Genomic DNA, 25,395 nt, shown 5'->3' on the forward strand with positions numbered 1-25,395 from the left:
GGGCGGGGTGTTCGAGTGGAGCGCCGGGCAGGCCTTGCACCTGCATTTCCCCGCAGGAAGCGGGGCGTCTTTCCTTGGACCACCAACGCATTTGCTCCGGGCCGGTGTTCCGGCCGTTCGCTGTGTGATGATCATAGCGCAGGAAGGGGGTGCCCGCGCAACCTCGGTCGTCCCGCGCGCGGCCTCAGTCGGCCCCCACCGACTCGAACCGCCACCGGTGCGCGGTCCGGGTCACCAGCTCCGGGTCCGGCTCGGGCAGCTCCGGGAGCGGGGCGTCGTACGGCGCGTCCCACCAGGTGACGACCAGGACCCGGTCCTGCGGCGCGCGGAAGGTCTCCCGGCGCAGCGGCTCCTCGGCGAGGCGCTGGGCGCGGGCCCAGGCGAGCAGGTCGGCGCCCCGCCCGTCGGCCGCCCGCGCCTCCCACATCAGGGCGACGGTCACGAGTACAGGTTCTCCTTGCTGACCTCGTGCACGTGGTCGTGGTCGTGGCCGCGCCCCGGAACGTGCGGGTCGGTCACCGGCAGCGAGGAGTCCGCCGACAGGTCCCAGTCGGAGGCGGCCCGGTTGCGGGCGACCATCTCGGCGCCCAGCGCGGCCACCATCGCGCCGTTGTCCGTGCACAGCTTGGGGCGCGGCACGCGCAGCCGGATGCCGGCCGCCTCGCAGCGCTCCTGGGCGAGGGCGCGCAGCCGGGAGTTGGCCGCGACCCCGCCGCCGATCATGAGGTGGTCCACGCCCTCGTCCTTGCAGGCGCGGACGGCCTTGCGGGTCAGCACGTCGACCACGGCCTCCTGGAAGGAGGCGGCCACGTCGCGGACCGGGACCTCCTCGCCGGCCGCGCGCCTGGCCTCGATCCAGCGGGCCACGGCGGTCTTCAGACCGGAGAAGGAGAAGTCGTACGCCGGGTCGCGGGGGCCGGTCAGGCCGCGCGGGAAGGCGATCGCCTCCGGGTCGCCCTCCTTGGCGTAGCGGTCGATGACCGGGCCGCCGGGGAAGCCCAGGTTCAGCACCCGGGCGATCTTGTCGAAGGCCTCGCCGGCCGCGTCGTCGATGGTCGCGCCCATCGGGCGCACGTCGGAGGTGATGTCCGTGGACAGCAGCAGGGAGGAGTGGCCGCCGGAGACCAGCAGGGCCATCGTCGGCTCGGGCAGCGGGCCGTGCTCCAGCTGGTCCACGCAGATGTGGGAGGCGAGGTGGTTGACGCCGTACAGGGGCTTGCCGAGGGCGTAGGCGTACGCCTTGGCGGCCGAGACGCCGACGAGCAGGGCGCCCGCGAGGCCGGGGCCCGCGGTGACCGCGATGCCGTCCAGGTCCTTGGCGCCGACCCCCGCCTCCTTCAGCGCGCGGTCGATGGTGGGGACCATCGCCTCCAGGTGGGCGCGGGAGGCCACCTCCGGCACGACACCGCCGAAGCGGGCGTGCTCGTCGACGCTGGAGGCGACGGCGTCCGCCAGCAGGGTGGTGCCGCGGACGATGCCGACACCGGTCTCGTCGCAGGAGGTCTCGATGCCGAGTACGAGAGGCTCGTCGCGTGAGTCAGTCATTGCTCTCGGTTCCTTGTACGGGGGCGGATCCGGCGGCGGGGCCGCTGTCGGATCCCGTGGTCAGGCGCATCACCAGGGCGTCCACGTTGCCGGGCTGGTAGTAGCCGCGCCGGAAGCCGACGGGGACGAAGCCGAAGCGTTCGTAGAGCTTCTGGGCGCGGACGTTGTCGACCCGGCACTCGAGCATCACCTCGGGGCACTCGAACGCGGTCGCCGCGCGCAGCAGTTCCGCCAGCAGGCGGCCGCCGAGGCCGGTGCCCTGGTGGTCCCGGGCGACGGCGATGGTCTGGACGTCGGCCACGTCACCGGCCGCGGCCAGGCCGCCGTACCCGACGATCCGGCCGTCGGCGGACTCGGCGACGAGATAGCACCGGGTGGCCTCGGGGCCCCGGGCGTGGGCCAGCTCGGACCAGAACATCCCCCGGGACCAGGCGTCCTCGGGGAACAGGTCCCGTTCCAGTCCCAGGACCGGGTCGATGTCCCACCAGCGCATCTCGCGCAGTCGGGGAGGGGCCGGCTGTGTCACTTGGGGGTGACCACCTTGTAGTTCTTGGGGACCTGGGCGTCCGGACGGCGCAGGTACAGCGGCCGGGGCGCGGGCAGCTCCCCGCCCGCCGCCAGCCGCTCCGCCGCGAGCGAGGCGAGCGCGGCGGCGGACACGTGCTCGGGCTCGTGGGCGCTCGGGAACGTGTCCGGGTAGAGCAGCGCGCCCGCGCCGACGGCGGGGAGGCCCGCGACCCGCTCGGCGATGTCGGCGGGGCGGTCCACGGCCGGGTCGGTCAGCCGGGTGCGGGAGTCGGCGTACGTCGCCCAGTAGACCTCCTTGCGCCGGGCGTCGGTCGCCACGACGAAGGGGCCCTTCTCGATGTCGGCGGCGTAGGCGAGGCCGTCCAGCGTGCACACGCCGTGCACCGGGACGCCGAGCGCCAGGCCGAAGGTGTCCGCGGTCATCAGGCCGACGCGCAGACCGGTGTAGGGGCCGGGCCCGGTGCCGACGACGACGCCGGTGACGGCGTCCAGCTTCAGTCCGGCCTCGGTGAGGACCCGGTCGACGGCCGGCAGCAGCAGCTCTCCGTGCCGGCGCGCGTCCACCTGGCTCGACGAGGCGATGACGTCCGTGCCGTCGTGCAGCGCGACGGTGACGGCGGGTGTTGCGGTATCCAGAGCGAGCAAGAGCACGCGAACAGCCTACGGCGCCCGCGGCTCGCGCACGGCCGCCGGGGACGGACGGCCACCGACTGCTACGGTCTGGACGAATGCGACATATAACCCGAAACGGACTCGAAGCAGAGGTGGGCGCAGGTGGCAGGGACCAGCTCGGCGATCGTGGCCGGCCTCACCGCGGCGGCCCTGGGAACGGTCGGTTTCCTGGCGTTCCGCGCCCAGGCGACCGTGCCGGCCGCGCTGCGCGACGGGCCGGCGGCGAGCGCGTCCGCCGCGGCGAAGGCGAAGGCGCCCCGGGACCGGCACCACCCGACCGCCCTGCCGGACGGCTCCGGATCGGGTGAACGGGTGGTGTACTCGGTGGACGACGACCGGGTCTGGCTGGTCTCCCCCGGCGACCGGGTGCAGCGCACCTTCACGGTGCGGCCGGGCAGCGTGGACCCGGCACCGGGCACCTACTGGGTCACCTCCCGCTCCCACACGGCCACCGGCACGGACGGGCTGCCCGTCGAGCACGTGGTGCGGTTCACCAGCGTGGACGGGGTGGTGATCGGGTTCAGCGCGGCGGTGCACAGCGGCTCGGCGCTGCCGGCCGAGCCGAGTGTGAAGACGGGCGGGATCCGGGAGGGCCGGGGGGACGGCGACGCGATGTGGCGGTTCGCCACCATCGGGGTGCCGGTCGTGGTGATCCGCTGAGGCCACGTCGTCCGTCGGTGCGGCGCCGCCGGCCGGCCGCGCGTCCCCCTCCCGGCCGCCCCCGGTGCGCGGGTGCTCAGCCCGTCAGTGTCGCCAGGTCCGCCTCGGACCAGCGCTCCCCCAGCCCGGTCAGCGTCACGTGCCGGACCTCGTCCGTCGTGTCGCCGACCGCGCGGTGGATGGTGACCTGGAGGCGGTCCTCGGTCAGTTCCTCGACCTTGCCCTCGCCCCACTCCACGACGATCACCGAGTCGGGCAGCGAGACGTCGAGGTCCAGGTCCTCCATCTCGTCCAGGCCGCCGGCCAGGCGGTAGGCGTCGACGTGCACGAGGGGCGGGCCGCCGCCGAGGGACGGATGGACCCGGGCGATCACGAAGGTCGGCGAGGTCACCGCGCCGCGCACGCCGAGCCCCTCGCCGAGCCCGCGGGTCAGGGTCGTCTTGCCCGCGCCGAGCTCCCCGCTGAGCATCACCAGGTCACCCGCGCGCAGCAGCTCGGCCAGCCGTCGGCCCAGCTCCCGCATCCGCTCGGGGGAGGTGATCGTCAGGCGGATCTCAGCGGCCTCGTGCGCTGCTGGTGCTGCTGGTCGTTCCATAGCCACTTACGGTAGCCCCTGCGGGCACGGCGCCCGCGCGGGTGAGCAGGTCGGCGAGCCGGTCGGTGACCGCCTCCGGGTGCTCCAGCATCACCAGGTGCCCGGCGTCCGGCACGAGCACCAGCTCGGCGTCCGGCAGCAGGTCGGCCATGGCCTCGCTGTGCTCGCTGGGCGTGACCAGGTCCCGCACGCCGGCCAGCACCAGCACCGGCACGTCCCGGAAGCAGGCGAGCGCCTCCGTCTTGTCGTGGTCGGCGAACGCCGGGTAGAACTCGGCGACGACGTCGATCGGGGTCGACTCGATCATCCGCTCGGCGAACCGTTCCACCGCCGGGTCGACGTCCCGGCCCGCGAACGAGTACCGCTTGATGATCCCGGCGAACAGGTCGGCGGTGGCCCGGCGCCCCTTCTCCACCAGCTCCGCCTGCTGGCCGAGGGCCCGGAGCACCCCCGGCAGGATCCGGCGCACCGCGTTGACGCCGGCCACCGGGAGCCCGAAGTTGACCTCGCCGAGCCTTCCGGACGACGAGCCCACGAAGGCGGCGGCGACCACCCGGTCCCGGATCAGCTCGGGGTACTGGGCGGCCAGCGCCATCACCGTCATCCCGCCCATGGAGTGGCCGACCAGCGCCACCGGGCCGTCGGGGACGGCGGCGTCGAGCACGGCCTTCAGGTCCCGGCCGAGCTGGTCGATGGTGACGGGCTCCCCGTCCCGGGTCTGGGCCACGCCCCGGGCGGACCGGCCGTGGCTGCGCTGGTCCCAGTGCACGGTCCTGACCACCCCGCGCAGGGCGGCCCGCTGGAAGTGCCAGGAGTCCTGGCTGAGGCAGTAGCCGTGGCAGAAGACCACGGTGACCGGGGCGGGCGCCTTGCGGCCGAACAGCCGGCGGCGGCGCGGGGAGACCTCCGGTTCCCGGTCGGGCTCCGTCTCGTCGACCTCGTAGTACAGCTCGGTGCCGTCGTCGGCGTACGCCGTGCCGGGGGTGCCGCGCAGGGTGCCGTACGGGCCCGTCGCGTCCAGCGCCAGCCGGGCCTTGCGGCGCATCCCGCGCCCCACCGTCATCCGCTCCACGGCGACACCGGCCGCCGCGCCCGCGGCGAGGACGCCCAGCGCGGCACCGGCGATGCCGGTCGCCCTGCGCCAGCTCCCGGCCGCCCGCGCGGCGGAGTCGGCGGCGGCCGAGGCGACGATGTCCGCCACGGCCTCCGCGCTGCTCTCGCTCACGTACCGCTCCTCTTTGCCTGGTGGGGTTCGCCTGGACGGGTGAAACGGACGGTACCGGCGGGGCCGGGTGGCGCGCCGGTCCGGACCGGCGCCGGCGGGACCGGGGTGACGCCGGTGGGCCGCAGGCCCGGGGCCGCCGCCGGGACGGGTTACCCGGCTTCCCGCTCGTTCACGTGGACGCGGGGAACCCGGGCGCCGATGCGGGTGACGATCTCGTACGCGATCGTGCCGCAGGCCTGCGCCCAGTCCTCGGCGGTGGGCTCGCCCCGGTCGCCCGGTCCGAAGAGCACCGCCTCGGTGCCCACCGGGGGCTCGTCGCCGCCGAGGTCCACCACGAACTGGTCCATGGCGACCCGTCCGGCGACCGTCCGCCACTTGCCGTCGACCAGCACCGGACCGGTGCCCGAGGCGTGCCGCGGGATGCCGTCCGCGTAGCCGACCGGCACGAGGCCGAGGGTGGTCTCGCCGGGGGTGACGTAGTGGTGGCCGTAGCTGACGCCGTGGCCGCCCGGGACGCGCTTGACGAGGGCCAGCGAGGCGCTGAGCGTCATCACCGGGCGCAGCCCGAGGTCCGCCGGGGTGCCCAGCTCCGGGCTGGGCGAGACGCCGTACATCGCGATGCCCGTGCGGACCAGGTCGAAGTGGGTCTCGGGGAGGGTGAGGGTGGCCGGCGAGTTGGCGATGTGCCGCACCTCGGGCCGTACGCCGCGCTCCTCGGCGTACGCCACCATCTCCCGGAAGCGGGTGAGCTGGGCGGCGATGGAGGGGTGCCCCGGCTCGTCGGCGCACGCGAAGTGGGACCACAGTCCGGTGACGCGGACCAGCCCCTCGGCCTCGGCGCGCAGGGCGGCGCCGACCAGTTCGGCCCAGTCGGCGCCGGGCTGGCAGCCGTTGCGGCCGAGCCCGGTGTCGGCCTTGAGCTGCACGCGCGCGGGCCGGCCCGCCGCGCGGGCGGCGGCGGTGACCTCGCGCAGCGCCCACATGCCGCTGAGCGACACGTCGATGTCGGCCTCGACGGCCTGCCGCCAGGGGCCGCCCGGCGCCCACAGCCAGCACAGCACGCGGCCGGACAGCCCGGCGGCGCGCAGCGCGAGGGCCTCCTCGGCGGTGGCCGTGCCGAGCCAGGTGGCGCCGGCCGCGAGGGCGGCACGGGCGCACGGCACCGCGCCGTGTCCGTAGCCGTCGGACTTGACGACGGCCATCACGGCGGCGCTCTTCGCCCGGGCGCGCAGGGCGCGCACGTTGGCGCGCAGGGCGCCCAGATCGATCTCGGCGCGGGCGCGCAGGGCGGCGGTCGGCTCAGCTGCTGTCTCAGTCATCGCGCCCCAGTCTCTCAGAGCCCGCCGACGGCCCCCGGCGCCACCGGCACGCACCGCGACGACGGCGCCCCGGACCCGCACGGCCCGGCCCCCGCCGACGCCCGCGCAGGCCCCTTGAGGGCACCGCCCCGCCCCGCACGGCGCGACGGCCACCGGCACCTGACCGGGCCGCCTCCCGCACGTTCCGGCACCCGGACGGACCCGCAGGGGCAGCACCCCGGAGCCGCACGCGTCAGCGACCACCGACACCCGGGCGAACCCGCAAGGGCAGCGCCCCGGACCCCCACACGGTCCGACGACCACCGGCACCCCGGCGAACCCGCAAGGGCGGCGCCCCGGAGCCGCACGCGTCAGCGACCACCGACACCCGGGCGAACCCGCAAAGACAGCGCCCCGGACCCCCACACGGTCCGACGACCACCGGCACCCCGGCGAACCCGCAAGGACAGCGCGCCAGACCCCCGCACGGTCCGACGACCACCGGCACCCCGGCGAACCCGCAAGGGCGGCGCCCCGGAGCCGGCCGGCAGCACCCGGGCACCTCCGTAAGGGCCGTCAGGCCGCAAGGGCCCCGCCCCGGAGCCGGCCACCGCGCCCGGGCGGGGTCCGGAAGCCCGGCGCCTCAGTCCCGTACGTTCCGCCACGCCTGCGGGATGCGGGCCGCCACGTCGTGTGCCCCGGCCGGGGCGCCGTCGGCGGCGAAACGGCCCGCCAGCCCGTGCAGGTAGGCGGCCACGCTTCCGGCGTCCAGCGCGTCCAGTCCGGCCGCCAGCAGGGAGCCGGCGAGCCCGGAGAGCACGTCGCCGCTGCCGGCCGTGGCCAGCCAGGGCGTGCCGGTGGGGTTGACCCGTACCGGTCCGCCGCCGGGGCCGGCGACCAGGGTCGTGGAGCCCTTGAGCAGGACCGTCGCCCGGTACGCCGCGGCCAGTTCGCGCACCGCGGCCAGCCGGCCGGCCTCGACCTCCTCGCGCCGCACCCCCAGCAGCGCGGCGGCCTCCCCCGCGTGCGGGGTCATCAGCGTCGGCGCCGTACGCCGCCGTACCGCGTCCCGGTCGGCCAGCCGCAGCCCGTCCGCGTCGAGCAGCACGGGCACGTCGGTCGCCAGCACCTCGGCCACGGCCGCCGCGTCGTCCCCGGCGCCCGGCCCGGTCACCCACGCCTGCACCCGCCCGGCCCTGGCGGGTCCGGCGTCGGAGACGAGGGTCTCCGGGAAGCGCGCGAGGACCGCGTCCCCGGCCGGGCCGACGTACCGTACGGCCCCGGCCCCGCCGCGCAGTGCCCCGGACACGGCCAGCACGGCGGCGCCCGGGTACCGCGCGGAGCCCGCCGCGATCCCGACGACCCCGCGCCGGTACTTGTCGCTCTCCGCCTCCGGCGTCGGCAACAGCCGTGCCACGTCGGCGTGTTGCAGGGCCTGGAGCACGGCGTCGGCGGGCGGCGGTTCGATGCCGATGCCGACGAACCGGACCACCCCGGCGTACTCCCGCGCGGGATCCACCAGCAGTCCGGGCTTGTACGCGCCGAAGGTGACGGTCAGGTCGGCGCGCAGCGCGGCCCCCCGCACCTCGCCGGTGTCCGCGTCGACGCCGCTGGGCAGGTCCACGGCGACGACCGCGGCCCCGGACCGCGCCACCGCCTCGGCGAGCCGGGCGGCGTCCGGCCGCAGCCCGCCCTTGCCGCCGATGCCGACGATCCCGTCCACGACCAGGCGGGCCCGGGCGATCGCCGCCTCGGCCCCGTCCGCCGTGACGGTCCGGCCGCCCGCCCGGCGCAGCGCGGCGAGCCCTCCCGCATGGGCCCGTTCGGGCGCCAGCAGGACGGCGGTCACCCCGGCGCCGCGCCGGGCCAGCCGGGCCCCCGCGTACAGGGCGTCCCCGCCGTTGTCCCCGCTGCCGACCAGCAGCACCACCCGGCTGCCGGACACCCGCCCGAGCAGTCCGGCGCAGGCGGCGGCCAGCCCGGCGGCGGCCCGCTGCATCAGCGCTCCCTCCGGGAGCCGCGCCATCAGGGCCCGTTCGGCCGCCCTTACCGTCTCCACGCTGTACGCAGTACGCATGGCACCGAGTCTGCCCCCGAATCCCCGCCGTCCACACCCGCGCGCCGGCGCGGTCAGCCCTCGGCGATCACCACGGCCGAGGCGACACCGGCGTCGTGGCTGAGCGACACATGCCAGGCCCGGACGCCCAGGTCCGCCGCGCGCGCGGCCACCGTGCCCTTCACCCGCAGCCGCGGCTGCCCGCTGTCCTCCACGTACACCTCGGCGTCGGTCCAGTGCAGTCCCGGCGGCGCCCCCAGCGCCTTGGCCAGGGCCTCCTTGGCGGCGAACCGGGCCGCCAGCGAGGCGATGCCGCGCCGTTCCCCGCTGGGCAGCAGCAGCTCGCGCTCCACGAACAACCGGGCCGCCAGCCCCGGCGTCCGCTCCAGGGACGCCCGGAACCGGTCGATCTCGGCGACGTCGATGCCCACCCCGATGATGCTCATGGCCAGCACCCTACGACCCCGGCCGACGGCGTCCCGGCGACACCACGTCGCCTACGCTGCGGGCATGACCTCATCGAACGCTTATCTCTCCGGCCTGTTCTCGCTGGACGGCCGTGTCGCGCTGGTGACCGGGGGCAGCTCGGGCATCGGGCGGGCCATCGCCGGGGCGCTGGCGCGGGCCGGGGCGCGGGTGGTGGTCGTGGCCCGGCGCGAGGAGGAACTGGCGAAGACGGTCGCGGAGTTGGCCGCGGACGGCTGCCGGGCGGCGTGGGTGAGCGGCGACCTGGGCAGCCGGGACGGGGTGCGCCGGGCCGCCGAGGACGCGGCGGCCGTGTTCGGGGAGCCCGACATCCTCGTCAACTCCGCCGGGATCAACCTGCGTCCGCCGCTGGGGGAGCTGGGCGAGGACGTGTGGGACGCCACCATGGCGGTGAACCTGGAGGCGCCGTTCCTGCTGGGGCAGCGGTTCGGGCCGGGGATGGCCGAGCGGGGCTTCGGCCGGATCATCCACGTCAGCTCCCAGCAGGCGCACCGGGCGTTCGTGCAGAGCGGCGCGTACGGCGTGTCGAAGGGCGCGCTGGAGTCGCTGGCCCGTTCGCAGGCCGAGGCGTGGTCGCCGTACGGGGTCACCAGCAACACCCTGGTTCCGGGCTTCGTGATGACCCCGCTCAACGCGCGGCTGTCGGCCGACCCGGAGCGGGTGGCGGCCCTGGCCGCGCGCACGATGACCGGCCGCAACGGCCTGGCCGAGGACTTCGCGGGCGCGGCCGTGTTCCTGGCGAGCCGCGCCTCCGCCTATGTCACCGGCCAGTCGGTCCACGTGGACGGCGGCCTGTCCGTCCACTGAGCACCGCGTACGACGCCCTCAAGATCACGTCCGGGCGGATTCCCAGTAGCCTTCCGGGTGACCGGCGTCGCGCGTGTTCGAGCGCGGCGCCCGCACCCAACGGGAGGACAAGATCTTGAAGTCGAGGTTCCTGGGCAGCGCGCTCACCACCGCCGCACTCGTCGGCGCGGCCCTCACCGGGACCGTCGCCGGCGCCGGCACCGCCTCCGCGGCGACCCCGCCGAAGGACTGCAGCAAGGCGATCGTCAACGTCAAGGCCAAGCAGACCGTCAACGTCCGCACCTCCCCGAAGACGTCCGCCACGGCCGTCGGCATCTGGGGCAAGGGCCGCAAGGGCGCGCTCTGCAACGACGGCAAGGCCTACAAGGGCGGCTCGTACACGGCCTGCGGCAAGAAGAGCAACCTGTGGTTCTACGGCGGCGACAAGAAGACCGGCTGGGTGCCGAAGACCTGCATCAACTGGTGACCGCCCGCCCATCGGGGGCGAGCGGGGCGTCCGGGGCGGACGGCGATCGGCCGTCCGCCCCGTCCCGTTCCGGCCGGCTCACTCCACCGTGACGGACTTCGCGAGGTTGCGGGGCTGGTCGACCTCGTTGCCCCGGGCCGTGGCCAGCTCGCAGGCGAAGACCTGCAACGGCACGGTGGCCACCAGCGGCTGGAGGAGCGTCGGCGTGGCCGGGATGCGGATCAGGTGGTCGGCGTAGGGGACGACCGTCTCGTCGCCCTCCTCCGCGATGACGATGGTGCGGGCGCCGCGGGCGCGGATCTCCTGGATGTTGGAGACGATCTTGTCGTGCAGGAGGGACCGGCCGCGCGGCGAGGGCACGACCACCACGACCGGCAGGTCCTCCTCGATCAACGCGATGGGCCCGTGCTTCAGCTCGCCGGCGGCGAAGCCCTCGGCGTGCATGTAGGCCAGCTCCTTCAGCTTCAGCGCGCCCTCCAGGGCCACCGGGTAGCCGACGTGGCGGCCGAGGAAGAGGACGGTGTTCTTCGTCGCCAGGGTGCGGGCCAGCGCGCGGACCGGCTCCATGGTCTCCAGGACCCGTTCCACCTCGTCCGAGATCCGGGACAGGTCCCTGATGACCGCGTGGACCTCGTCGCCCCACTTGGTGCCGCGCACCTGGCCGAGGTACAGGGCGACCAGGTAGCAGGCGACGAGCTGGGTGAGGAACGCCTTGGTCGAGGCGACGGCGACCTCGGGGCCGGCGTGCGTGTACAGCACGGCGTCGGACTCGCGGGGGATGGTGGAGCCGTTGGTGTTGCAGATCGCCAGCACCTTGGAGCCCTGCTCGCGGGCGTGCCGCAGTGCCATCAGGGTGTCCATGGTCTCGCCGGACTGGGAGATGGCGATCACCAGGGAGCGGCCGTCCAGGATCGGGTCCCGGTAGCGGAACTCGCTGGCCAGCTCGACCTCGCAGGGGATGCGGGTCCAGTGTTCGATGGCGTACTTGGCGATCAGGCCGGCGTGGAAGGCCGTGCCGCAGGCGACGATGACGACCTTGTCGACCTCGCGCAGTTCGGAGGGGCTGATCCGCACCTCGTCCAGGGTCAGCGAGCCGGACGGGTCGATGCGGCCGAGCAGGGTGTCGGCGACCGCCTTGGGCTGCTCGGCGATCTCCTTGAGCATGAAGTAGTCGTAGCCGCCCTTCTCGGCGGCCGAGGCGTCCCAGTCGACGTGGTAGGAGCGGACGTCGGCGGGGCGGCCGTCGAAGCCGGTCACCGTGACGCCGTCCCGGCGCAGCTCCACCACCTGGTCCTGGTCCAGCTCGATCGCGGAGCGGGTGTGGGCGATGAACGCGGCGACGTCGGAGGCCAGGAACGCCTCGCCGTCGCCGACGCCCACCACCAGCGGGGAGTTGCGGCGGGCGCCGACCACCACGTCCGGATCGTCGGCGTGCACGGCGACCAGCGTGAACGCGCCCTCCAGCCGACGGCACACCAGCCGCATGGCCTCGGCGAGGTCGGCGGTGACGGAGAACTCCTCGGCGAGCAGGTGAGCGACGACCTCGGTGTCCGTCTCGGACGTCAACGCGTGCCCGCGCTCGGCGAGTTCGGCGCGCAGCAGCGCGAAGTTCTCGATGATGCCGTTGTGCACCACGGCGACCCGGCCGGCGTTGTCCAGGTGCGGGTGGGCGTTGGCGTCCGTGGGACCGCCGTGGGTGGCCCAGCGGGTGTGCCCGATGCCGGTGGAGCCGGCCGGCAGCGGCCGTTCGGCCAGTTCCTTCTCCAGGTTGACCAGCTTCCCGGCCTTCTTCGCCGCGGCCAGCCCCCCGTCCGCGAGCACGGCGACCCCCGCCGAGTCGTACCCCCGGTACTCCAGCCGCTTCAGCCCGGCCATCACGACGTCCAGTGCCGACTGTGACCCTACGTATCCCACGATTCCGCACATGAGCGGCAGCCTAAGCGCCACAGCCGATCAGAAACGGCCGAAGCCTGCCCGGAATCGGAAATTCCCACCGTCGTACGAAGCCTGAGAGCGACTCACGCCCCGAACCGACGGGAGACGAAAGCAGGCCAACATCAGGAGACCGCCACATCGACCACACAGAATTCGAACAGACTCTCCGAAGCGGAAGGAGGGTCAGGGTGCCACGTTTCACCGAGTTCGACTTCGGTGTCTCGCGGGTGATGGGCTATTTCCACCAGGATTGGCATCACGACGGGGACACCGCAGCCGACGTTGTCGTCAGACAGCTCACGGCCTCGTGCGACGAGGAGGCACTGGCGCTGCAGCGGGACGCGCGGGTTCTCGGCGCCCTCCCCTCGCCGACGTTGGAGGTGCTCTGGTACGCCGGAGCGCAGTACATGCCGGGTTTGCGGCCCTTGGGGGGAGGAGCCGGGTGGACGCGGACGCTCGTCGAACTGTGTGACGCGCGGCTGTCGGCGGGTGCGGAGGTGCGTCCGTTCACGGGCGCGGACGCCGAGGACGGCACGGCCTGCCTCGGCGCGGTCGTCACCGAGATCGAGAGCACGCGGTTCCTGGGTGCCGAAGTGCGGGCGGCGCTCGTCGACTGCGCGCGCCGGTGCACCCCGGACCTGGCCTTCCGGGTGCTGTTGAGAGCGATGATGTGCGCACCGGACGGATCGCTGTCACCGCAGCGGTACCAGAGGCTGGAGGCCATCGGATCGGCGCTCCGGTACGGCGAGTACGTCGTGGACTCCGTCAGGTATCTGGTCGAGCAGGCGTAGCGGCACGGACGGCGTTCGCCCCGGGCTCCTCGGGAGGAACGCCGTCCGGTCCCCCTCCGCAAGGCCACGTGACGCACCCCACCCCGCCGTCCCGTTCAAACTCCGTTAACAATGGACTGTGATCTCACCGGTCTCCTCGATGCCCCGGAGCGCCCACCGGCACAGGCCGGAGGCGACTCCCTACGTCGATCTCACCCGCGCCGAGTGGAGCGCGCTGCGCGACAAGACGCCGTTGCCGCTCACCGCCGAGGAGGTGGAGAAGCTCCGCGGGCTCGGTGACGTCATCGACCTGGACGAGGTGCGGGACATCTACCTCCCGCTCTCCCGGCTCCTCAACCTCTACGTCGGCGCCACGGACGGCCTGCGCGGCGCGCTGAACACCTTCCTCGGGGAGAAGGGCTCCCAGTCCGGCACCCCGTTCGTGATAGGCGTCGCCGGCTCCGTGGCCGTCGGCAAGTCCACCGTCGCCCGTCTGCTCCAGGCCCTGCTGTCCCGCTGGCCCGAGCATCCCCGCGTGGAGCTGGTGACGACGGACGGCTTCCTGCTGCCCACCCGGGAGCTGGAGGCCCGCGGCCTGATGTCGCGGAAGGGTTTCCCCGAGTCCTACGACCGCCGGGCCCTGACCCGGTTCGTCGCCGACATCAAGGCCGGCAAGGCCGAGGTGACCGCGCCGGTCTACTCCCACCTCATCTACGACATCGTGCCGGACGAGCGGCTCGTCGTGCGCCGCCCCGACATCCTCATCGTGGAGGGCCTGAACGTCCTCCAGCCCGCCCTGCCCGGCAAGGACGGCCGTACCCGCGTCGGTCTCGCCGACTACTTCGACTTCAGCGTGTACGTCGACGCGAGCGCCGAGGACATCGAGCGCTGGTACCTGAACCGCTTCCGCAAGCTGCGCCGGACGGCCTTCCAGGACCCGTCGTCGTACTTCCGCAAGTACACCCAGGTCTCCGAGGAGGAGGCCCTGGAGTACGCGCTCATGCTCTGGCGGACCATCAACAAGCCGAACCTGGTGGAGAACATCGCGCCGACCCGCGGCCGGGCCGGCCTCATCCTGCGCAAGGGCCCGGACCACAAGGTGCAGCGGCTGCGGCTGCGCAAGCTGTAGCCGGTCCGGTTGGATGGGCGCATGCTGCATCTGCGTCTGATCTCCCCGGCCGGGACGACGCGGGAGGTGGTGGACCTGATCGAGCGGACGGTCGGCACCACCCACCTCGTCGTCCTGCCCGGCGCCGCCCGCGACCCGGCCGGCGACCTCGTGCTGTGCGACGTGGCCCGCGAGGCGGGTGACGAACTCATCGCCGGGCTGCGGCGCCTGGGCCTGGAGGACACCGGTTCCATCGCCGTGGACGACATCGGCCTGGCGCTGTCCCGGCGGGCCGAGGAGGCCGAGGAGGCCGCGCCCGGCGAGGGCGCGGACGCGGTGCTGTGGGAGGGCCTGACCGAGGCCACCCACGAGGAGTCGACCCTGACGGTCACCTACCTCGCCTTCATCACCCTGGCCACGATGATCGCCGCCTGCGGTGTCGTCCTGGACAACGCGGTGCTGATCGTGGGCGCGATGGCGGTGGGCCCGGAGTTCGGCCCGCTGGCCGGCATCGGCACGGCGCTGGTACGGCGCCGGCCGCGGCTGGCGCTGCGGTCGCTGACCGCCCTGCTGGTGGGCTTCGCCGCGGCGATGGCGGTGACGGTCGGGTTCACGGTGCTCATGGACGTCCTCGGACTCTTCCACCGGTCCGCCCTGGAGGGCGAGCGGCCCAACACCGCGTTCGTGTACGCCCCCGACGCCTTCTCGTTCATCGTGGCGGTCCTGGCCGGCGTCGCCGGCACCCTCTCGCTGACCTCCGCGAAGTCGGGGGCGCTGGTGGGCGTGGCCATCTCGGTGACCACGGTCCCGGCCGCGGCCAACGCGGCGGTGGCGCTGGCCTACGGCGACATGTCACAGACCAGCGGTTCGACCGTCCAGCTCCTGCTGAACCTGCTGGGCATCGTGCTGGCGGGGACCGTCACGCTGCTCGCCCAGAAGTACTTCTGGACGTACCGGCGGCAACGCCCGTGAGGGGCGCGGGCCGTGCCCCCGCCCCGACGGTCAGGCCCTAGCCCAGCGCCGCCTTGACCGCGTCGGCCAGCCGTCCGGCGACGGCCCGGGCCTGCTCGATGTCCGCGGCCTCGACCATCACCCGCACCAGCGGCTCCGTCCCCGACGGACGCAGCAACACCCGCCCGGTCTCGCCGAGTTCGCGCTCCGCCTCGGTGACCGCGGCGGCGAGGTCCGCGGACGTGCGCACCCGCGACTTGTCGACGTCCGGCACGTTGATCAGGACCTGCGGCAGCCGCTCCATGACGGAGGCCAGCTCCCGCAGCGCACGGCCGGTCTGCGCGACCCGTGCCGCCAGCAGCAGGCCGGTCAGCGTGCCGTCGCCGGTGGTCGCGTGGTCGAGGATGATGACGTGCCCGGACTGCTCGCCGCCGAGGGCGTAGCCGTGCTCCTTCATCTCCTCCAGGACGTACCGGTCGCCCACGGCCGTCTGCACCAGCCGGATGCCCGCGCGTTCCATCGCCAGCTTGAAGCCGAGGTTGGACATCACGGTGGCCACCACGGTGTCGGACGGCAGCGCGGAGCGTTCCCGCAGCGCCAGCGCGAGCACCGCGAGGATCTGGTCGCCGTCGACCTCCTCGCCGGTGTGGTCCACGGCCAGGCAGCGGTCGGCGTCTCCGTCGTGCGCGATGCCGAGGTCCGCGCCGTGCTCGACGACCGCGGCCTTGAGCAGGTCCAGGTGGGTCGAGCCGCAGCCCTCGTTGATGTTGAGCCCGTCGGGGTCGGCGCCGATCGTGACGACCTGGGCGCCGGCCCGGGCGAACGCCTCCGGCGAGACCCCCGAGGCCGCGCCGTGCGCTTCGTCCAGCACGATCTTCAGTCCGTCGAGCCGGTTGGGCAGCACCGCCAGCAGGTGGGCGACGTACTGCTCGAAGCCCTCGTCGTACGACCGTACGCGGCCCACGCCCGCCCCCGTCGGCCGCTGCCAGGGCTCGCCGTGCCGGTGGGAGTCGTAGACCGCCTCGATCCGGTCCTCCAGATCGTCGGCGAGTTTGTGGCCGCCGCGGGCGAAGAACTTGATGCCGTTGTCCGGCATGGCGTTGTGGCTGGCGGAGAGCATCACGCCGAGATCGGCGCCGAGCGCGCCGGTCAGGTGCGCCACCGCGGGCGTCGGCAGCACGCCGACCCGCAGGACGTCCACGCCCGCGCTGGCCAGACCGGCCACCACCGCCGCCTCCAGGAACTCCCCGGACGCGCGCGGGTCCCGTCCGACCACCGCCGTCGGCTTGTGGCCCTCGAAGGTGCCCGCCTCGGCCAGTACGTGCGCCGCGGCGACGGAGAGGCCGAGCGCCATCTCGGCCGTGAGATCCGCGTTGGCGACACCGCGCACGCCGTCCGTGCCGAAGAGTCGTCCCACTTGTCCTCCTGAGGAAGCGTCGATGTCGGAAGCGGACCGCGCCGCGTCGGGGTGGCAGGCGCCCGGCATCCGATCACACAAGCCTTTGAGCGTCTTGTGCCGTTATACGCCCTTGGCTGGGATAAGCGAACGCCCCGGAGGCACATGTGGCGTGCCGCCGGGGCGTTCGGAGTACGCGGGGCCGAAGCCCGTACCACGTACGAGCAGGCAGCGAAGCTTAGCGCTTGCTGTACTGCGGAGCCTTGCGGGCCTTCTTCAGACCGGCCTTCTTCCGCTCGACCGCGCGGTCGTCGCGGCGCAGGAAGCCGGCCTTCTTCAGCGGGCCGCGGTTGTTGTCGACGTCGGCCTCGTTCAGCGCACGGGCGACACCGAGACGCAGCGCGCCGGCCTGGCCGGAGACGCCGCCGCCGGCGATGCGGGCGATGACGTCGTAACGGCCCTCGAGCTCCAGGACCTTGAACGGCTCGTTGACTTCCTGCTGGTGCACCTTGTTCGGGAAGTAGTCCTCGAGGGTGCGACCGTTGATCTTCCACTTGCCGGTGCCCGGGACGATCCGGACGCGGGCGATGGCGTTCTTGCGGCGGCCCAGGCCGGCGGCCGGCTGCGGCTCGCCGAAGCGGGAGGCCAGGGACTCCGAGGTGTACTCGCCCTCGACGGGAACCTCGGACTCGGTGGTGTAGCTGTCGATGTCAAGCTCTTCGAGCGGCTGCTCGGCAGTGGTCTCGGCCACGATTCTCCTCAGATTCTGTTCAGTCTTAGGGGGTGGCCGGACTTACTGCGCGACCTGGGTGATCTCGAACGGCACCGGCTGCTGGGCAGCGTGCGGGTGCTGGTCACCCTTGTAGACCTTCAGCTTCGAGAGCATCTGACGGCCCAGGGAGTTCTTGGGGAGCATGCCCTTGACGGCCTTCTCGATGGCCTTCTCCGGGTTCTTGTCCAGCAGCTCGTCGTAGCGGACGGAGCGCAGACCACCCGGGTAGCCGGAGTGGCGGTAGGCCATCTTCTGGGTCCGCTTGTTGCCGGACAGGTGCACCTTGTCCGCGTTGATGATGATGACGAAGTCACCAGCGTCGACGTGCGGCGCGTAGATCGGCTTGTGCTTGCCCCGGAGGAGGGTCGCAGCAGTGGTGGCGAGACGACCCAGGACAACGTCCTGAGCGTCGATGACGTGCCACTGGCGCGTCACATCGCCGGGCTTGGGGCTGTACGTACGCACGGTTCGTAGCCTTCGCTTCGAGTGAATGGTCCTAAACAAGGTCACCGAAACGATCACGACAGCCTGGACCCACGGCGGCGACGCAAACCGCGTGTGTGGGGTCGCTGGTCATCGGCCCGGTGGACCGGTGTAAGGGCCCGTCCCGTGAGAATGAGCAAGCCAATACACAACGAAGAAGTAGGTTACCGGGCGGCACCCGGGCGGGTCAAAACGAGGCGGGTCGCCGCACGGCCCCCGTGTCCCCGGCCCCCCGTCTAAGATGCGCCCCATGAGTTACGGGCAGGGGGGACCCCAGTCTCAGTGGGATCCCTGGAAACCGCATTCCCAGCAGCCGTGGAACAGCGGAGACGACGACGGGACGCCCGACTGGGCCGCGCTCGCCGAGGCCTCCGAGACACGGAACAAGCGCCGCAAGCTGCTGTTCGCGGCCGGCGGGGTGCTGGCCACCCTCGCGATAGGCACCGCGGTCGCCGTGGCCGTGGTCTCCGCGGACGGCGGTGATCCCGAGGCCCGTCCCGGCACCCTGCCCACCCGCGCCTCCGGGTCCGGCTCCGCGCCGCCGTCCTTCGCGCCGACCAGCGCCCCGCCGCCGCTGAACCCCGGGGACTTCATCTCCAGCGCCGAGAAGGACACCGCCCCGCTCGGCCCCGACACGCTCTTCCCCGGCAAGCAGCTCACCGTAGGCGACACCGTGTACGAGAAGGGCGCCACGGACGACACCTCGGGCTGCGCCTCCGTGGCCGGCGGCACCCTGCCGGGCATCCTCACCGCCAACGGCTGCACCCGCCTGATGCGCGCCACCTACACCCATGGTGACATCGCGGTCACCGTCGGCGTCGCCGTCTTCGACAACGCGGCGCGGGCCGCCAAGGCCAAGGCGCAGACCGACGACCGCTCCATCGTCCGCTCCCTGTTCGGCAAGGGCGGCGTGAAGCCGTTCTGCGACGGCGCCTTCTGCCGCTCCACGCGCAACGCCTACGGCCGCTACGCCTACTTCACGATCTCCGGCTTCACCACCGGCAAGGACGTCACCAAGAAGGACACCGACGTCTTCGGCGCCGGCAACGACCTGGCCCAGTTCACCGTGAACCAGATCCACCGCCGGGGCCAGGCCCAGGCCCAGGCCGCCGCCCGGTAGCCCGCGCCGGCCGCTAGTACCGCTTCAGCCGCAGCCGCAGGGGCAGCACCGCCGACTCCAGCTGGGTGCGCAGCGTCATCTTGGACTCGCCCTCGGCGCGCTCGGCGAACCGGATGGGGATCTCCACGGCCGTGTGCCCGGCCCGGACGGCCCGGTACTTCAGCTCCACCTGGAAGCTGTAGCCGGCGCTGTCGACCGACGTCAGGCCCACGTCCCTGAGGGTCCGCGCCGACCACAGGTTGAAGCCGGCCGTGATGTCCTTGATCTCGGTGCCGAGGACGGCGCGCGCGTACCGGTTGGCGAACCGGGACAGCAGCACCCGGTGGGCGCCCCACTCCTCGTCCAGCGAGCCGCCCTCGACGTACCGGCTGCCGACCACCAGCCCGGCGCCCGAGCTGCGGGCCTCCCGGAGCATGCGGGGCACCGCCTCCACGGGATGGCTGCCGTCGGCGTCCATCTGGACGACGTACTCGGCGCCCTCCTCCAGCGCCGCGGACATCCCGGCGGTGTACGCCCGGCCCAGCCCGTCCTTCTCGGTGCGGTGCAGCACGCTCATCCGGGCCCGGCCGGCGCCGTTGTACGCCTCGGCCAGTTCCTCGGCGATCCGTCCGGTGCCGTCCGGACTGGAGTCGTCCACGACCAACAGGCGCAACCCCTCCAGCGGCAGCGCGAGCACGGCCTCGGCCATGCCCGGCAGGTTCGCCGCCTCGTTGTACGTCGGCATCACCACGGTGACCCGGGCCTCGTCCTGCTCCATCACTTCCCTCTTCTCGCTCGGGCCCGCTTCAGGAGGTCCTGGTCCAGATGCGGTAGTGGCCGGTGCCGCTGGAGTTGCGGAAGGGCAGGTCGGCCAGGAGCCGGTAGTGCGGGTTGCCCTTGACCGCGTCCGCGACGACGGCGTCCACCCGCGGATTGGTGAGACCGTCCAGGACGATCAGGTCGAACTCGCCGTCGCGCAGTGCCGCCCGGTAGGCCTCGTCACCGGAGTGGTACGTGCCCTTCCGGTCCGTGTACTCCAGCGCGAAGACGCCCTGCCACTGCCGGTGGGTGGTCTTGTCGCGCAGGTAGTAGACGGGCACCTCGGGGGTGGAGGCGAGGTAGTGCCCCTTCCGGTCCACGTGGGAGCCGATGACCTGGACCATCTTCGAGGAGTCGGGCCAGACGCCGAAGCGCCAGTCCGCCTGCGAGATGCCGAGGCAGAGCGTCGCGGTCCACAGCATGATGCCGAGCTGGGGATAGCGGAAGTGGGCGCCGATCAGCCGGGTCACGCCCACCCCGGCCATCGGCGCGGCGAAGAGCAGGCCGAACCCGATGTGCTTGAACAGCGACACCACGGTGCCCAGGTGGATCTGGTAGGCGGGCGCGAGCAGCGCGGTGCCGCACAGCACCAGGCCGAGCAGTGCCCGCCAGCGCCGGCCGGGGGTGCCGAGCCGCAGGGCGGCCGGGGACTCGTTCATCCGGCTGCGCCGCACGTAGGAGACCGCGCCGCCGACGGCGGTGAGGAACATCAGCCCGCCCCACTGCGCCGACCGCTGGAACAGGAAGGCGGGGCTGTCGGAGCCGTGGTCCCGGTCGGTCGTGGTCTGCCGGACACCGTCCATCAGGTCGGTGGTGTACATGCCGACCGCCACCAGGGCGCCGATGCCGAGCGCGAGCAGCAGCATCCGCCCGAACGCCTTGCGGCCCCGGTGCGGCCAGCCGGTGAGCAGCGCGAGCACGACGATGGTCGGCAGGTACAGGCCGGCCGCGTACTTCACGCCGACGGCGAGGACGGCGACGGGCGCGGCGAGCAGCACTGCGGCCACCGGCGCCCGGTCGGTGCGGACGACGATCCAGGTGGCCAGGGCCAGCAGGAACAGCGCGGCGGCGTCGTAGGTGGCGAAGTAGCCCATGACGACCGTGGACTGCACCACGGCGAACAGCGCGGCGCCGGCCAGCGCGGCCCGCTCGTTGAACAGCCGCCGGGTGAAGGAGTACAGCAGCCCGGTGGTGCCCAGCATGAACGCCAGGCTCAGCAGGCGCGCCCCGGTCAGTCCGAAGACGTCGTCCACGGCGGCGGCGAGCACCGGGTACAGCTGCGGCGAGCCCGAGAAGTAGGCCGCGTAGTCGACGGGCAGCGGGGTGCCGTGCAGCAGGTGCTGGAGCTCGGCGTGGCCGGCCGCGAGGTAGAGGGCCTCGTCCTGGAACGCGGTGTTGGCCAGGCGCAGCGAGAGCACCGCCTGGACGGCCAGCACGCACAGCAGCACGGCCCGGCTGACCCAGGCGCGCCGCCGGCTGGCGGCCATGTCCCAGCCGACCTCGGGCGTCTCGGGCACGTGGTAGGCGGGGGCGTCCGGCGCGGCCGGCTCCTCCTCCCCCGGCTGCGGGGCGTACGCCGGCTGCCGGTACGCGTGGACCCCGGGGTCGTGGCCGTCCGCCAGCGGGGCGTCGTAGCCCTGTGAGGTGTCGTACCCCTGGGGGACGTGGTAGCCCTGCGGGACGTCGTACCCCTGAGGGACGTCGTAGCCCTGAGGGACGTCGTAGCCCTGAGGGACGTCGTAGCCCTGAGGGACGTCGTAGCCCTGCGGAGCGTCATACCCCTGCGGGGCTTCATACCCTTGCGGGGCGCCGTAGCCCTGGGGAGTGTCGTACCCGTGGGGTACGTCGTGGCCCTGCGGGGTGTCGTACCCCTGGGGGACCGCGTGGCCCTGGGCGACGTCGTAACCGTGCGGCTGGCGCGGGACGTAGCCGTCGGAGTTGAACCAGCCGCCCTGCTGCTCCTCCTCCGCGTACGGGTCGTAGGGCTGCGGGGTGTAGTACTCGGGTCGAGAGGTCATCACGGCTTCCGTACGTCGAAGCCGAAACGGTCGTCGGCGGCCAGGCGCTTGAACTCCGTCAGCGCCAGCGGGCTCGCCTCCAGCCGCCAGTCGGCGCGCTTTTTGTAGTTGAACCAGACGAAACCGAGCATGTCGTCGTCGGCCGCGACGCCCGCGAACAGGTTGCGGACGTCGGCCCGCCGCCGCTCGCCGGGCATGGCCGCGGTCTCCAGCAGCAGCATCGGCTTCTTGGTGAAGGAGCGGATCCGGTCGCGGGTCGGCCCGAAGACGCTGTCGAAGGCGTTGTCGTCGCCGAGCGTGAAGTAGCCGATCAGACCGATCCAGTCCACGTAGGCGTCGCCCGGGTAGTACTGCCGCAGGTCCACGTTCTTGACCGGGTTGACGATGTTGGGCGCCCACGCCCAGATGACGTTGGTGGCGCCGGCGTCGACGAAGGTCTGGTGGATGTGGCGCCAGGCGGCCACGTACTGGGCCGGGGTCACGTCGTCCGTGCCCCACTTCTCCCAGTGGCCGTTGAACTCGTCGGCGAAGTCCATCACCACGGGCAGGTTCAGCCTGCGCACCGCGGTCGCGTACTCCTTGATGTACGCGTCCGACCTGCCCGCCGCGATGTCGGCGAGCGGGGTGTCGAAGGGCTCCCAGGACATCAGCGTCAGGGCGCCCTCGGCCCAGGCGTTGCGCACGCCGGTGGCGTCGAAGCCGTCCCCCCAGGCCGCGTAGTACTCGACCAGGTTCGGCTGCTTGCCGGTCTTCTCCGCGTACGCGTGGACGCTCTTCATGGAGGTCGGCGCGCCCGCCACGGCCACCCCGAGGTACTTCTTCGCCGGTTTGATCAGCGGGGTGACGTCGTAGGGGATGTCCGGGGGGCCCGCCGAGGAGTGCGGGGCCGCCGTGCCGCCGGAGCGCGGCGAGTCGTCGGAGTCGCCGCCGAACAGCGAGCAGCCGCCGAGCGCGAGGACGCCTGCCACGGCACAGGCGAGGGCCGCCCGAGCCATACGGAATCGTTCCTTCAGTGGCATCAGACGGCCTCCGCCCCCGACCGCGGCTGCACCAGCACACGGCCGACGACCAGCGCGTAGAACAGCCCGGAGGACAGGATCAGGGCGAAGTCGGGGGCGTTCATGGTGAACGTCCGGTACACCGCGGCGGTGACCCACACCAGCGCCGTGCCGCCGCTCCACGCCCACATGCCGATCCAGAACCGCCGGGTCTTGTTCTTCTTGGCACCGGAGGAGCCGGTCGGCTGCCAGCCCATGCGGTTCTTGCGCAGGATGTCCCAGATGGCGAAGACGTGCGCCCAGCCGTACATCATCCGGGCCGCCCAGGCCTCCAGCCGGTACGGCGCCCTGTGCCACATCGGGAAGACGATCGTGGTGTAGAGGATGCTGGGCAGCACCAGCAGCAGGTGCTCCACCTTCAGCTTGTCCGGCATCACCAGCAGCAGCACGATGGGGATGACCGGGGCCGCGAAGGTGAACAGCGCGGTGTGGATGTAGTAGAAGAACCCGGACATGTAGCACAGCCGGCTGGAGAGCCTGATCCTCGCCTGCCAGAACTTGCGGCTGCCGAGCAGGCTCATCGAGCCCGAGCACCAGCGGTACTGCTGGTTGAAGAAGGCGCCCGCGCTGTCCGGGCAGACCCCGGTGGAGACCGCGACCGGGACGTACCTCAGGTCCCAGCCGAGTCCGCGCAGATCGAACCCGGTGTGCACGTCCTCGGAGTGCTCGATCAGCGTGGTGCCGCCGTTGGTCTCCAGCGCCGCCCGCCGGTAGATCGCGCAGGAACCGACGCAGATGGCGCCGTCACTGCCCTGCCGGGACACCTGGACGGAGCGGTAGAACAGCTCCTGCACCGCGCCCGCGCCGCGCTCGATCCAGTTCTGCGAGTCGAGCACCCGGAAGTACTGCGGGGACTGGACGATGCCGATCCGCGGATCGTCGTCCAGGTACGGCAGCAGTTCCTCCAGCAGATCGGCGCGCGGGGTGAAGTCGGCGTCCAGGATGAGGATGTACTCACCGTCGGACTGGGCGAAGCCGAAGTGCAGATTGCCGGCCTTCTTGAACCAGCCCCGGTTCTCCCGGGTGCCGTAGCGGAAGCCGAAGTCCCGGGCCATCGCCGCCAGCTCCGGGCTCGCGCCGTCGTCGAGCACGAACGGCACGCAGACCCCGGGGTAGCGGTCGGCCATCGCCCGCACGTGCCGCCAGGTGTTGTGCAGCACCTCGATGGGCTCACCGCACACCGGCAGGAACACGTCCACGGTCGGATACGCCTCGGGCCGCCAGTTCTGCACCAGCCGCCGGTGGTGGGCGATGTCGAAGTCCCGGGTGAAGCCGTTCACCCGCAGCGACACCAGGTAGTAGATCACCGTGAACGCGAGCAGCGGTGTGTAGACCCACAGCACCGGGGTGGACGCCGCCAGCTTGAACTGGCTCAGCACCAGGCAGCAGAAGCTGACCAGCGAGCTGATCGTCAGGATCCACAGGTGCCGGCGCGCGTAGGAGTACTTCTCCTTGTCCGTCGGCGGGAGCGGCAGCAGTCCCAGCGCGGCGTTCCCGCCCCGCCCGGCCCGTCGCCGCCCTCCGCTCTGCCGTACCGCGCGTCGCCCCCCGGCCCGCACGGGACCCACTGAAGTCATTCCGTTGTCCAACCCCGGGCCCAGGCGACCCGTCGACCCCCCGGCCAACCCCGGTTCCCCATCGAACTTCTGGCCGGGACGCGCAACTGTATCCGAGACGTATGAAACGCGTAAGAGTCATTACGGACGGTTATGACCGTTAAGTCCGGACATGAGGGGTAAGTGACGCGAAATGCAACGGAGCTAACAGGTTTCGCATCCCGGAAGTCCGGGAAGCGACCGCTTGTTCCGCGCCTCCTTGCTGCGGGCCGCCAGCAGCTCGTCGGCCGGGTAGCCGACCTCCTCCAGCGTCAGCCCGTGCGGCCGCACGACGTGCACGGCGGAGTCCCGCACACCCGCGGCCAGCACCTTCCCCGGCCACTCGGGTCCCCGGTGCCCGTCGCCGACGAACAGCAGCGCGCCGATCAGCGAGCGCACCATGTTGTGGCAGAAGGCGTCCGCCCGCACGGTCGCGGTGATGATCCCGTCCTCGCCCCGGACCAGGCTCAGCTCCTGGAGCGTACGGATCGTGGTCGCGCCCTCGCGCTTCTTGCAGTAGGCGGCGAAGTCGTGCTCCCCGAGCAGCGCCCGGGCGGCCTCGTTCATGGCGTCCACGTCGAGCGGCCAGTCGTGCCACAGCACGTGGCCCCGCAGCAGGGGATCCACTCCCCCGGGGTTGTCGGTGACCCGGTAGGCGTACCGCCGCCACACCGCCGAGAACCGCGCGTCGAACCCGCTCGGCGCCTCGCGCAGCGCCCACACCCGCACGTCCTTCGGCAGCCGGCCGGCCAGCCGCTTGAGCAGCTTCTGGTGGTGCTCGCGCCACAGCTCCCCGGGCAGGTCGACGTGCGCCACCTGGCCCCGGGCGTGCACGCCGGCGTCGGTCCGCCCGGCCACGGTCAGCTCGTACGTCTCCTTCGACCGCGTGACCGTCCGCAGGGCGTCCTCGATCTCCCCCTGTACGGTCCGCCGGCCACCGGCCTGCTTGGCCCAGCCGTGGAAGGCGGTGCCGTCGTACGACAGATCGAGACGGACACGGACGTAACCGGGCTGCACTTCGTCACTCACGTGGAAATCCTCTCAAAACACAGG

25 protein-coding genes are annotated in these 25,395 nt (G+C 72.8%); 7 read left to right on the forward strand and 18 right to left on the reverse strand.

All coding sequences use genetic code 11. The features are described from left to right. Positions 1 to 184: 184 nt before the first annotated feature. From ACZ63H_RS00595 to tsaB, 4 genes are read right to left on the reverse strand one after another with little or no spacing between them, the layout of a single operon-like run. On the reverse strand, positions 185 to 442 hold the full coding sequence (locus ACZ63H_RS00595; protein WP_469860770.1) for a hypothetical protein: 258 nt from the start codon (positions 440 to 442) through the stop codon (positions 185 to 187). Continuing rightward, positions 439 to 1,545: a tRNA (adenosine(37)-N6)-threonylcarbamoyltransferase complex transferase subunit TsaD gene (tsaD, locus tag ACZ63H_RS00600; protein WP_467932502.1), complete on the reverse strand. Its 1,107-nt coding sequence runs from the start codon at positions 1,543 to 1,545 to the stop codon at positions 439 to 441. The genes ACZ63H_RS00595 and tsaD overlap by 4 nt, the downstream gene beginning before the upstream one ends. Then, positions 1,538 to 2,038 (reverse strand): ribosomal protein S18-alanine N-acetyltransferase, encoded by a 501-nt coding sequence (rimI, locus tag ACZ63H_RS00605; protein WP_469860961.1) that lies wholly within the window; start codon positions 2,036 to 2,038, stop codon positions 1,538 to 1,540. The genes tsaD and rimI overlap by 8 nt, the downstream gene beginning before the upstream one ends. A gap of 29 nt (positions 2,039 to 2,067) precedes the next feature. Then, entirely contained in the window at positions 2,068 to 2,724 is a 657-nt protein-coding gene (gene tsaB, locus ACZ63H_RS00610; RefSeq protein WP_469860772.1) for a tRNA (adenosine(37)-N6)-threonylcarbamoyltransferase complex dimerization subunit type 1 TsaB, read from the reverse strand. Positions 2,725 to 2,847: 123 nt separating this feature from the next. Between tsaB and ACZ63H_RS00615 the strand changes: the two genes are divergently transcribed. Next, positions 2,848 to 3,405 (forward strand): hypothetical protein, encoded by a 558-nt coding sequence (locus ACZ63H_RS00615; RefSeq protein WP_469860774.1) that lies wholly within the window; start codon positions 2,848 to 2,850, stop codon positions 3,403 to 3,405. Between the two features lie 76 nt (positions 3,406 to 3,481). Here the strand turns inward: ACZ63H_RS00615 and tsaE are convergent, their stop codons facing one another. From tsaE to ACZ63H_RS00640, 5 genes are all read right to left on the reverse strand, one after another. Continuing rightward, complete coding sequence (gene tsaE, locus ACZ63H_RS00620; RefSeq protein WP_469860776.1) at positions 3,482 to 4,000, reverse strand: tRNA (adenosine(37)-N6)-threonylcarbamoyltransferase complex ATPase subunit type 1 TsaE; 519 nt, start codon at positions 3,998 to 4,000, stop codon at positions 3,482 to 3,484. Continuing rightward, entirely contained in the window at positions 3,960 to 5,225 is a 1,266-nt protein-coding gene (locus ACZ63H_RS00625; protein ID WP_469860778.1) for an alpha/beta fold hydrolase, read from the reverse strand. The genes tsaE and ACZ63H_RS00625 overlap by 41 nt, the downstream gene beginning before the upstream one ends. A gap of 149 nt (positions 5,226 to 5,374) precedes the next feature. Beyond that, positions 5,375 to 6,544: an alanine racemase gene (alr, locus tag ACZ63H_RS00630; protein ID WP_469860780.1), complete on the reverse strand. Its 1,170-nt coding sequence runs from the start codon at positions 6,542 to 6,544 to the stop codon at positions 5,375 to 5,377. A gap of 622 nt (positions 6,545 to 7,166) precedes the next feature. Then, positions 7,167 to 8,600 carry an NAD(P)H-hydrate dehydratase gene (locus ACZ63H_RS00635; protein ID WP_469860782.1) on the reverse strand — a complete coding sequence of 478 codons (1,434 nt, stop codon included), beginning with the start codon at positions 8,598 to 8,600 and terminating at the stop codon, positions 7,167 to 7,169. 53 nt (positions 8,601 to 8,653) lie between these two features. After that, positions 8,654 to 9,025 (reverse strand): holo-ACP synthase, encoded by a 372-nt coding sequence (locus ACZ63H_RS00640; RefSeq protein ID WP_358688044.1) that lies wholly within the window; start codon positions 9,023 to 9,025, stop codon positions 8,654 to 8,656. 64 nt (positions 9,026 to 9,089) lie between these two features. On the opposite strand from ACZ63H_RS00640, the gene ACZ63H_RS00645 reads away from it, so the two are divergent. Beyond that, the gene (locus ACZ63H_RS00645; RefSeq protein WP_469860784.1) at positions 9,090 to 9,872 is read left to right on the forward strand and encodes an SDR family NAD(P)-dependent oxidoreductase; all 783 of its coding nucleotides are present in this window, start codon (positions 9,090 to 9,092) and stop codon (positions 9,870 to 9,872) included. Positions 9,873 to 9,987: 115 nt separating this feature from the next. Then, positions 9,988 to 10,338, forward strand: a complete 351-nt coding sequence (locus tag ACZ63H_RS00650) for a hypothetical protein (protein ID WP_467932513.1) — start codon at positions 9,988 to 9,990, stop codon at positions 10,336 to 10,338. 78 nt (positions 10,339 to 10,416) lie between these two features. On the opposite strand, the gene glmS is transcribed toward ACZ63H_RS00650, so the two are convergent. Then, complete coding sequence (glmS, locus tag ACZ63H_RS00655) at positions 10,417 to 12,264, reverse strand: glutamine--fructose-6-phosphate transaminase (isomerizing) (protein WP_469860786.1); 1,848 nt, start codon at positions 12,262 to 12,264, stop codon at positions 10,417 to 10,419. 197 nt (positions 12,265 to 12,461) lie between these two features. On the opposite strand from glmS, the gene ACZ63H_RS00660 reads away from it, so the two are divergent. From ACZ63H_RS00660 to ACZ63H_RS00670, 3 genes are all read left to right on the forward strand, one after another. Continuing rightward, positions 12,462 to 13,064, forward strand: a complete 603-nt coding sequence (locus ACZ63H_RS00660; RefSeq protein WP_469860787.1) for a hypothetical protein — start codon at positions 12,462 to 12,464, stop codon at positions 13,062 to 13,064. A 139-nt stretch (positions 13,065 to 13,203) separates the two neighbouring features. Continuing rightward, positions 13,204 to 14,172, forward strand: coding sequence for a type I pantothenate kinase (gene coaA / locus ACZ63H_RS00665; protein WP_469860963.1), 969 nt, complete (start codon positions 13,204 to 13,206; stop codon positions 14,170 to 14,172). Positions 14,173 to 14,193: 21 nt separating this feature from the next. Then, entirely contained in the window at positions 14,194 to 15,123 is a 930-nt protein-coding gene (locus ACZ63H_RS00670) for a DUF389 domain-containing protein (RefSeq protein ID WP_469860789.1), read from the forward strand. A 37-nt stretch (positions 15,124 to 15,160) separates the two neighbouring features. Here ACZ63H_RS00670 and glmM read toward each other — a convergent pair whose 3' ends face one another. From glmM to rplM, 3 genes are all read right to left on the reverse strand, one after another. After that, positions 15,161 to 16,519: a phosphoglucosamine mutase gene (gene glmM / locus ACZ63H_RS00675; RefSeq protein ID WP_469860791.1), complete on the reverse strand. Its 1,359-nt coding sequence runs from the start codon at positions 16,517 to 16,519 to the stop codon at positions 15,161 to 15,163. Between the two features lie 217 nt (positions 16,520 to 16,736). After that, a complete protein-coding gene (rpsI, locus tag ACZ63H_RS00680) occupies positions 16,737 to 17,249 on the reverse strand; it encodes a 30S ribosomal protein S9 (protein ID WP_003998795.1) in 513 nt (170 codons plus the stop codon). A gap of 42 nt (positions 17,250 to 17,291) precedes the next feature. Further along, positions 17,292 to 17,735 (reverse strand): 50S ribosomal protein L13, encoded by a 444-nt coding sequence (gene rplM, locus ACZ63H_RS00685; RefSeq protein WP_014674395.1) that lies wholly within the window; start codon positions 17,733 to 17,735, stop codon positions 17,292 to 17,294. A gap of 268 nt (positions 17,736 to 18,003) precedes the next feature. Between rplM and ACZ63H_RS00690 the strand changes: the two genes are divergently transcribed. Next, entirely contained in the window at positions 18,004 to 18,873 is an 870-nt protein-coding gene (locus tag ACZ63H_RS00690) for a hypothetical protein (RefSeq protein ID WP_469860793.1), read from the forward strand. Positions 18,874 to 18,886: 13 nt separating this feature from the next. Here the strand turns inward: ACZ63H_RS00690 and ACZ63H_RS00695 are convergent, their stop codons facing one another. The 5 genes from ACZ63H_RS00695 to truA all read right to left on the reverse strand — a co-directional run bounded on the left by ACZ63H_RS00695 (position 18,887) and on the right by truA (position 25,371). Further along, positions 18,887 to 19,630 (reverse strand): polyprenol monophosphomannose synthase, encoded by a 744-nt coding sequence (locus ACZ63H_RS00695; protein ID WP_469860795.1) that lies wholly within the window; start codon positions 19,628 to 19,630, stop codon positions 18,887 to 18,889. 28 nt (positions 19,631 to 19,658) lie between these two features. Next, on the reverse strand, positions 19,659 to 21,689 hold the full coding sequence (locus ACZ63H_RS00700; RefSeq protein ID WP_469860797.1) for a glycosyltransferase family 39 protein: 2,031 nt from the start codon (positions 21,687 to 21,689) through the stop codon (positions 19,659 to 19,661). Then, positions 21,689 to 22,708: a glycoside hydrolase family 26 protein gene (locus ACZ63H_RS00705; protein WP_469860799.1), complete on the reverse strand. Its 1,020-nt coding sequence runs from the start codon at positions 22,706 to 22,708 to the stop codon at positions 21,689 to 21,691. The genes ACZ63H_RS00700 and ACZ63H_RS00705 overlap by 1 nt, the downstream gene beginning before the upstream one ends. Beyond that, entirely contained in the window at positions 22,708 to 24,126 is a 1,419-nt protein-coding gene (locus ACZ63H_RS00710; RefSeq protein WP_469860965.1) for a glycosyltransferase family 2 protein, read from the reverse strand. The genes ACZ63H_RS00705 and ACZ63H_RS00710 overlap by 1 nt, the downstream gene beginning before the upstream one ends. 381 nt (positions 24,127 to 24,507) lie before the next feature. After that, positions 24,508 to 25,371: a tRNA pseudouridine(38-40) synthase TruA gene (gene truA / locus ACZ63H_RS00715; protein WP_469860801.1), complete on the reverse strand. Its 864-nt coding sequence runs from the start codon at positions 25,369 to 25,371 to the stop codon at positions 24,508 to 24,510. Positions 25,372 to 25,395: the final 24 nt, after the last annotated feature.

The organism is Streptomyces sp. NPDC104831 (assembly GCF_055583025.1).

Coding starts and splice junctions, on each gene's coding strand:
- ACZ63H_RS00695 (WP_469860795.1), bottom strand. CDS start 19,630: ATGGAGCAGGACGAGGCCCGGGTCACCGTGGTGATGCCGACGTACAAC.
- tsaE (WP_469860776.1), bottom strand. CDS start 4,000: ATGGAACGACCAGCAGCACCAGCAGCGCACGAGGCCGCTGAGATCCGC.
- ACZ63H_RS00670 (WP_469860789.1), top strand. CDS start 14,194: ATGCTGCATCTGCGTCTGATCTCCCCGGCCGGGACGACGCGGGAGGTG.
- ACZ63H_RS00705 (WP_469860799.1), bottom strand. CDS start 22,708: ATGCCACTGAAGGAACGATTCCGTATGGCTCGGGCGGCCCTCGCCTGT.
- coaA (WP_469860963.1), top strand. CDS start 13,204: ATGCCCCGGAGCGCCCACCGGCACAGGCCGGAGGCGACTCCCTACGTC.
- ACZ63H_RS00645 (WP_469860784.1), top strand. CDS start 9,090: ATGACCTCATCGAACGCTTATCTCTCCGGCCTGTTCTCGCTGGACGGC.
- ACZ63H_RS00635 (WP_469860782.1), bottom strand. CDS start 8,600: ATGCGTACTGCGTACAGCGTGGAGACGGTAAGGGCGGCCGAACGGGCC.
- tsaD (WP_467932502.1), bottom strand. CDS start 1,545: ATGACTGACTCACGCGACGAGCCTCTCGTACTCGGCATCGAGACCTCC.
- ACZ63H_RS00690 (WP_469860793.1), top strand. CDS start 18,004: ATGAGTTACGGGCAGGGGGGACCCCAGTCTCAGTGGGATCCCTGGAAA.
- rimI (WP_469860961.1), bottom strand. CDS start 2,038: ATGCGCTGGTGGGACATCGACCCGGTCCTGGGACTGGAACGGGACCTG.
- alr (WP_469860780.1), bottom strand. CDS start 6,544: ATGACTGAGACAGCAGCTGAGCCGACCGCCGCCCTGCGCGCCCGCGCC.
- glmS (WP_469860786.1), bottom strand. CDS start 12,264: ATGTGCGGAATCGTGGGATACGTAGGGTCACAGTCGGCACTGGACGTC.
- ACZ63H_RS00700 (WP_469860797.1), bottom strand. CDS start 21,689: ATGACCTCTCGACCCGAGTACTACACCCCGCAGCCCTACGACCCGTAC.
- ACZ63H_RS00640 (WP_358688044.1), bottom strand. CDS start 9,025: ATGAGCATCATCGGGGTGGGCATCGACGTCGCCGAGATCGACCGGTTC.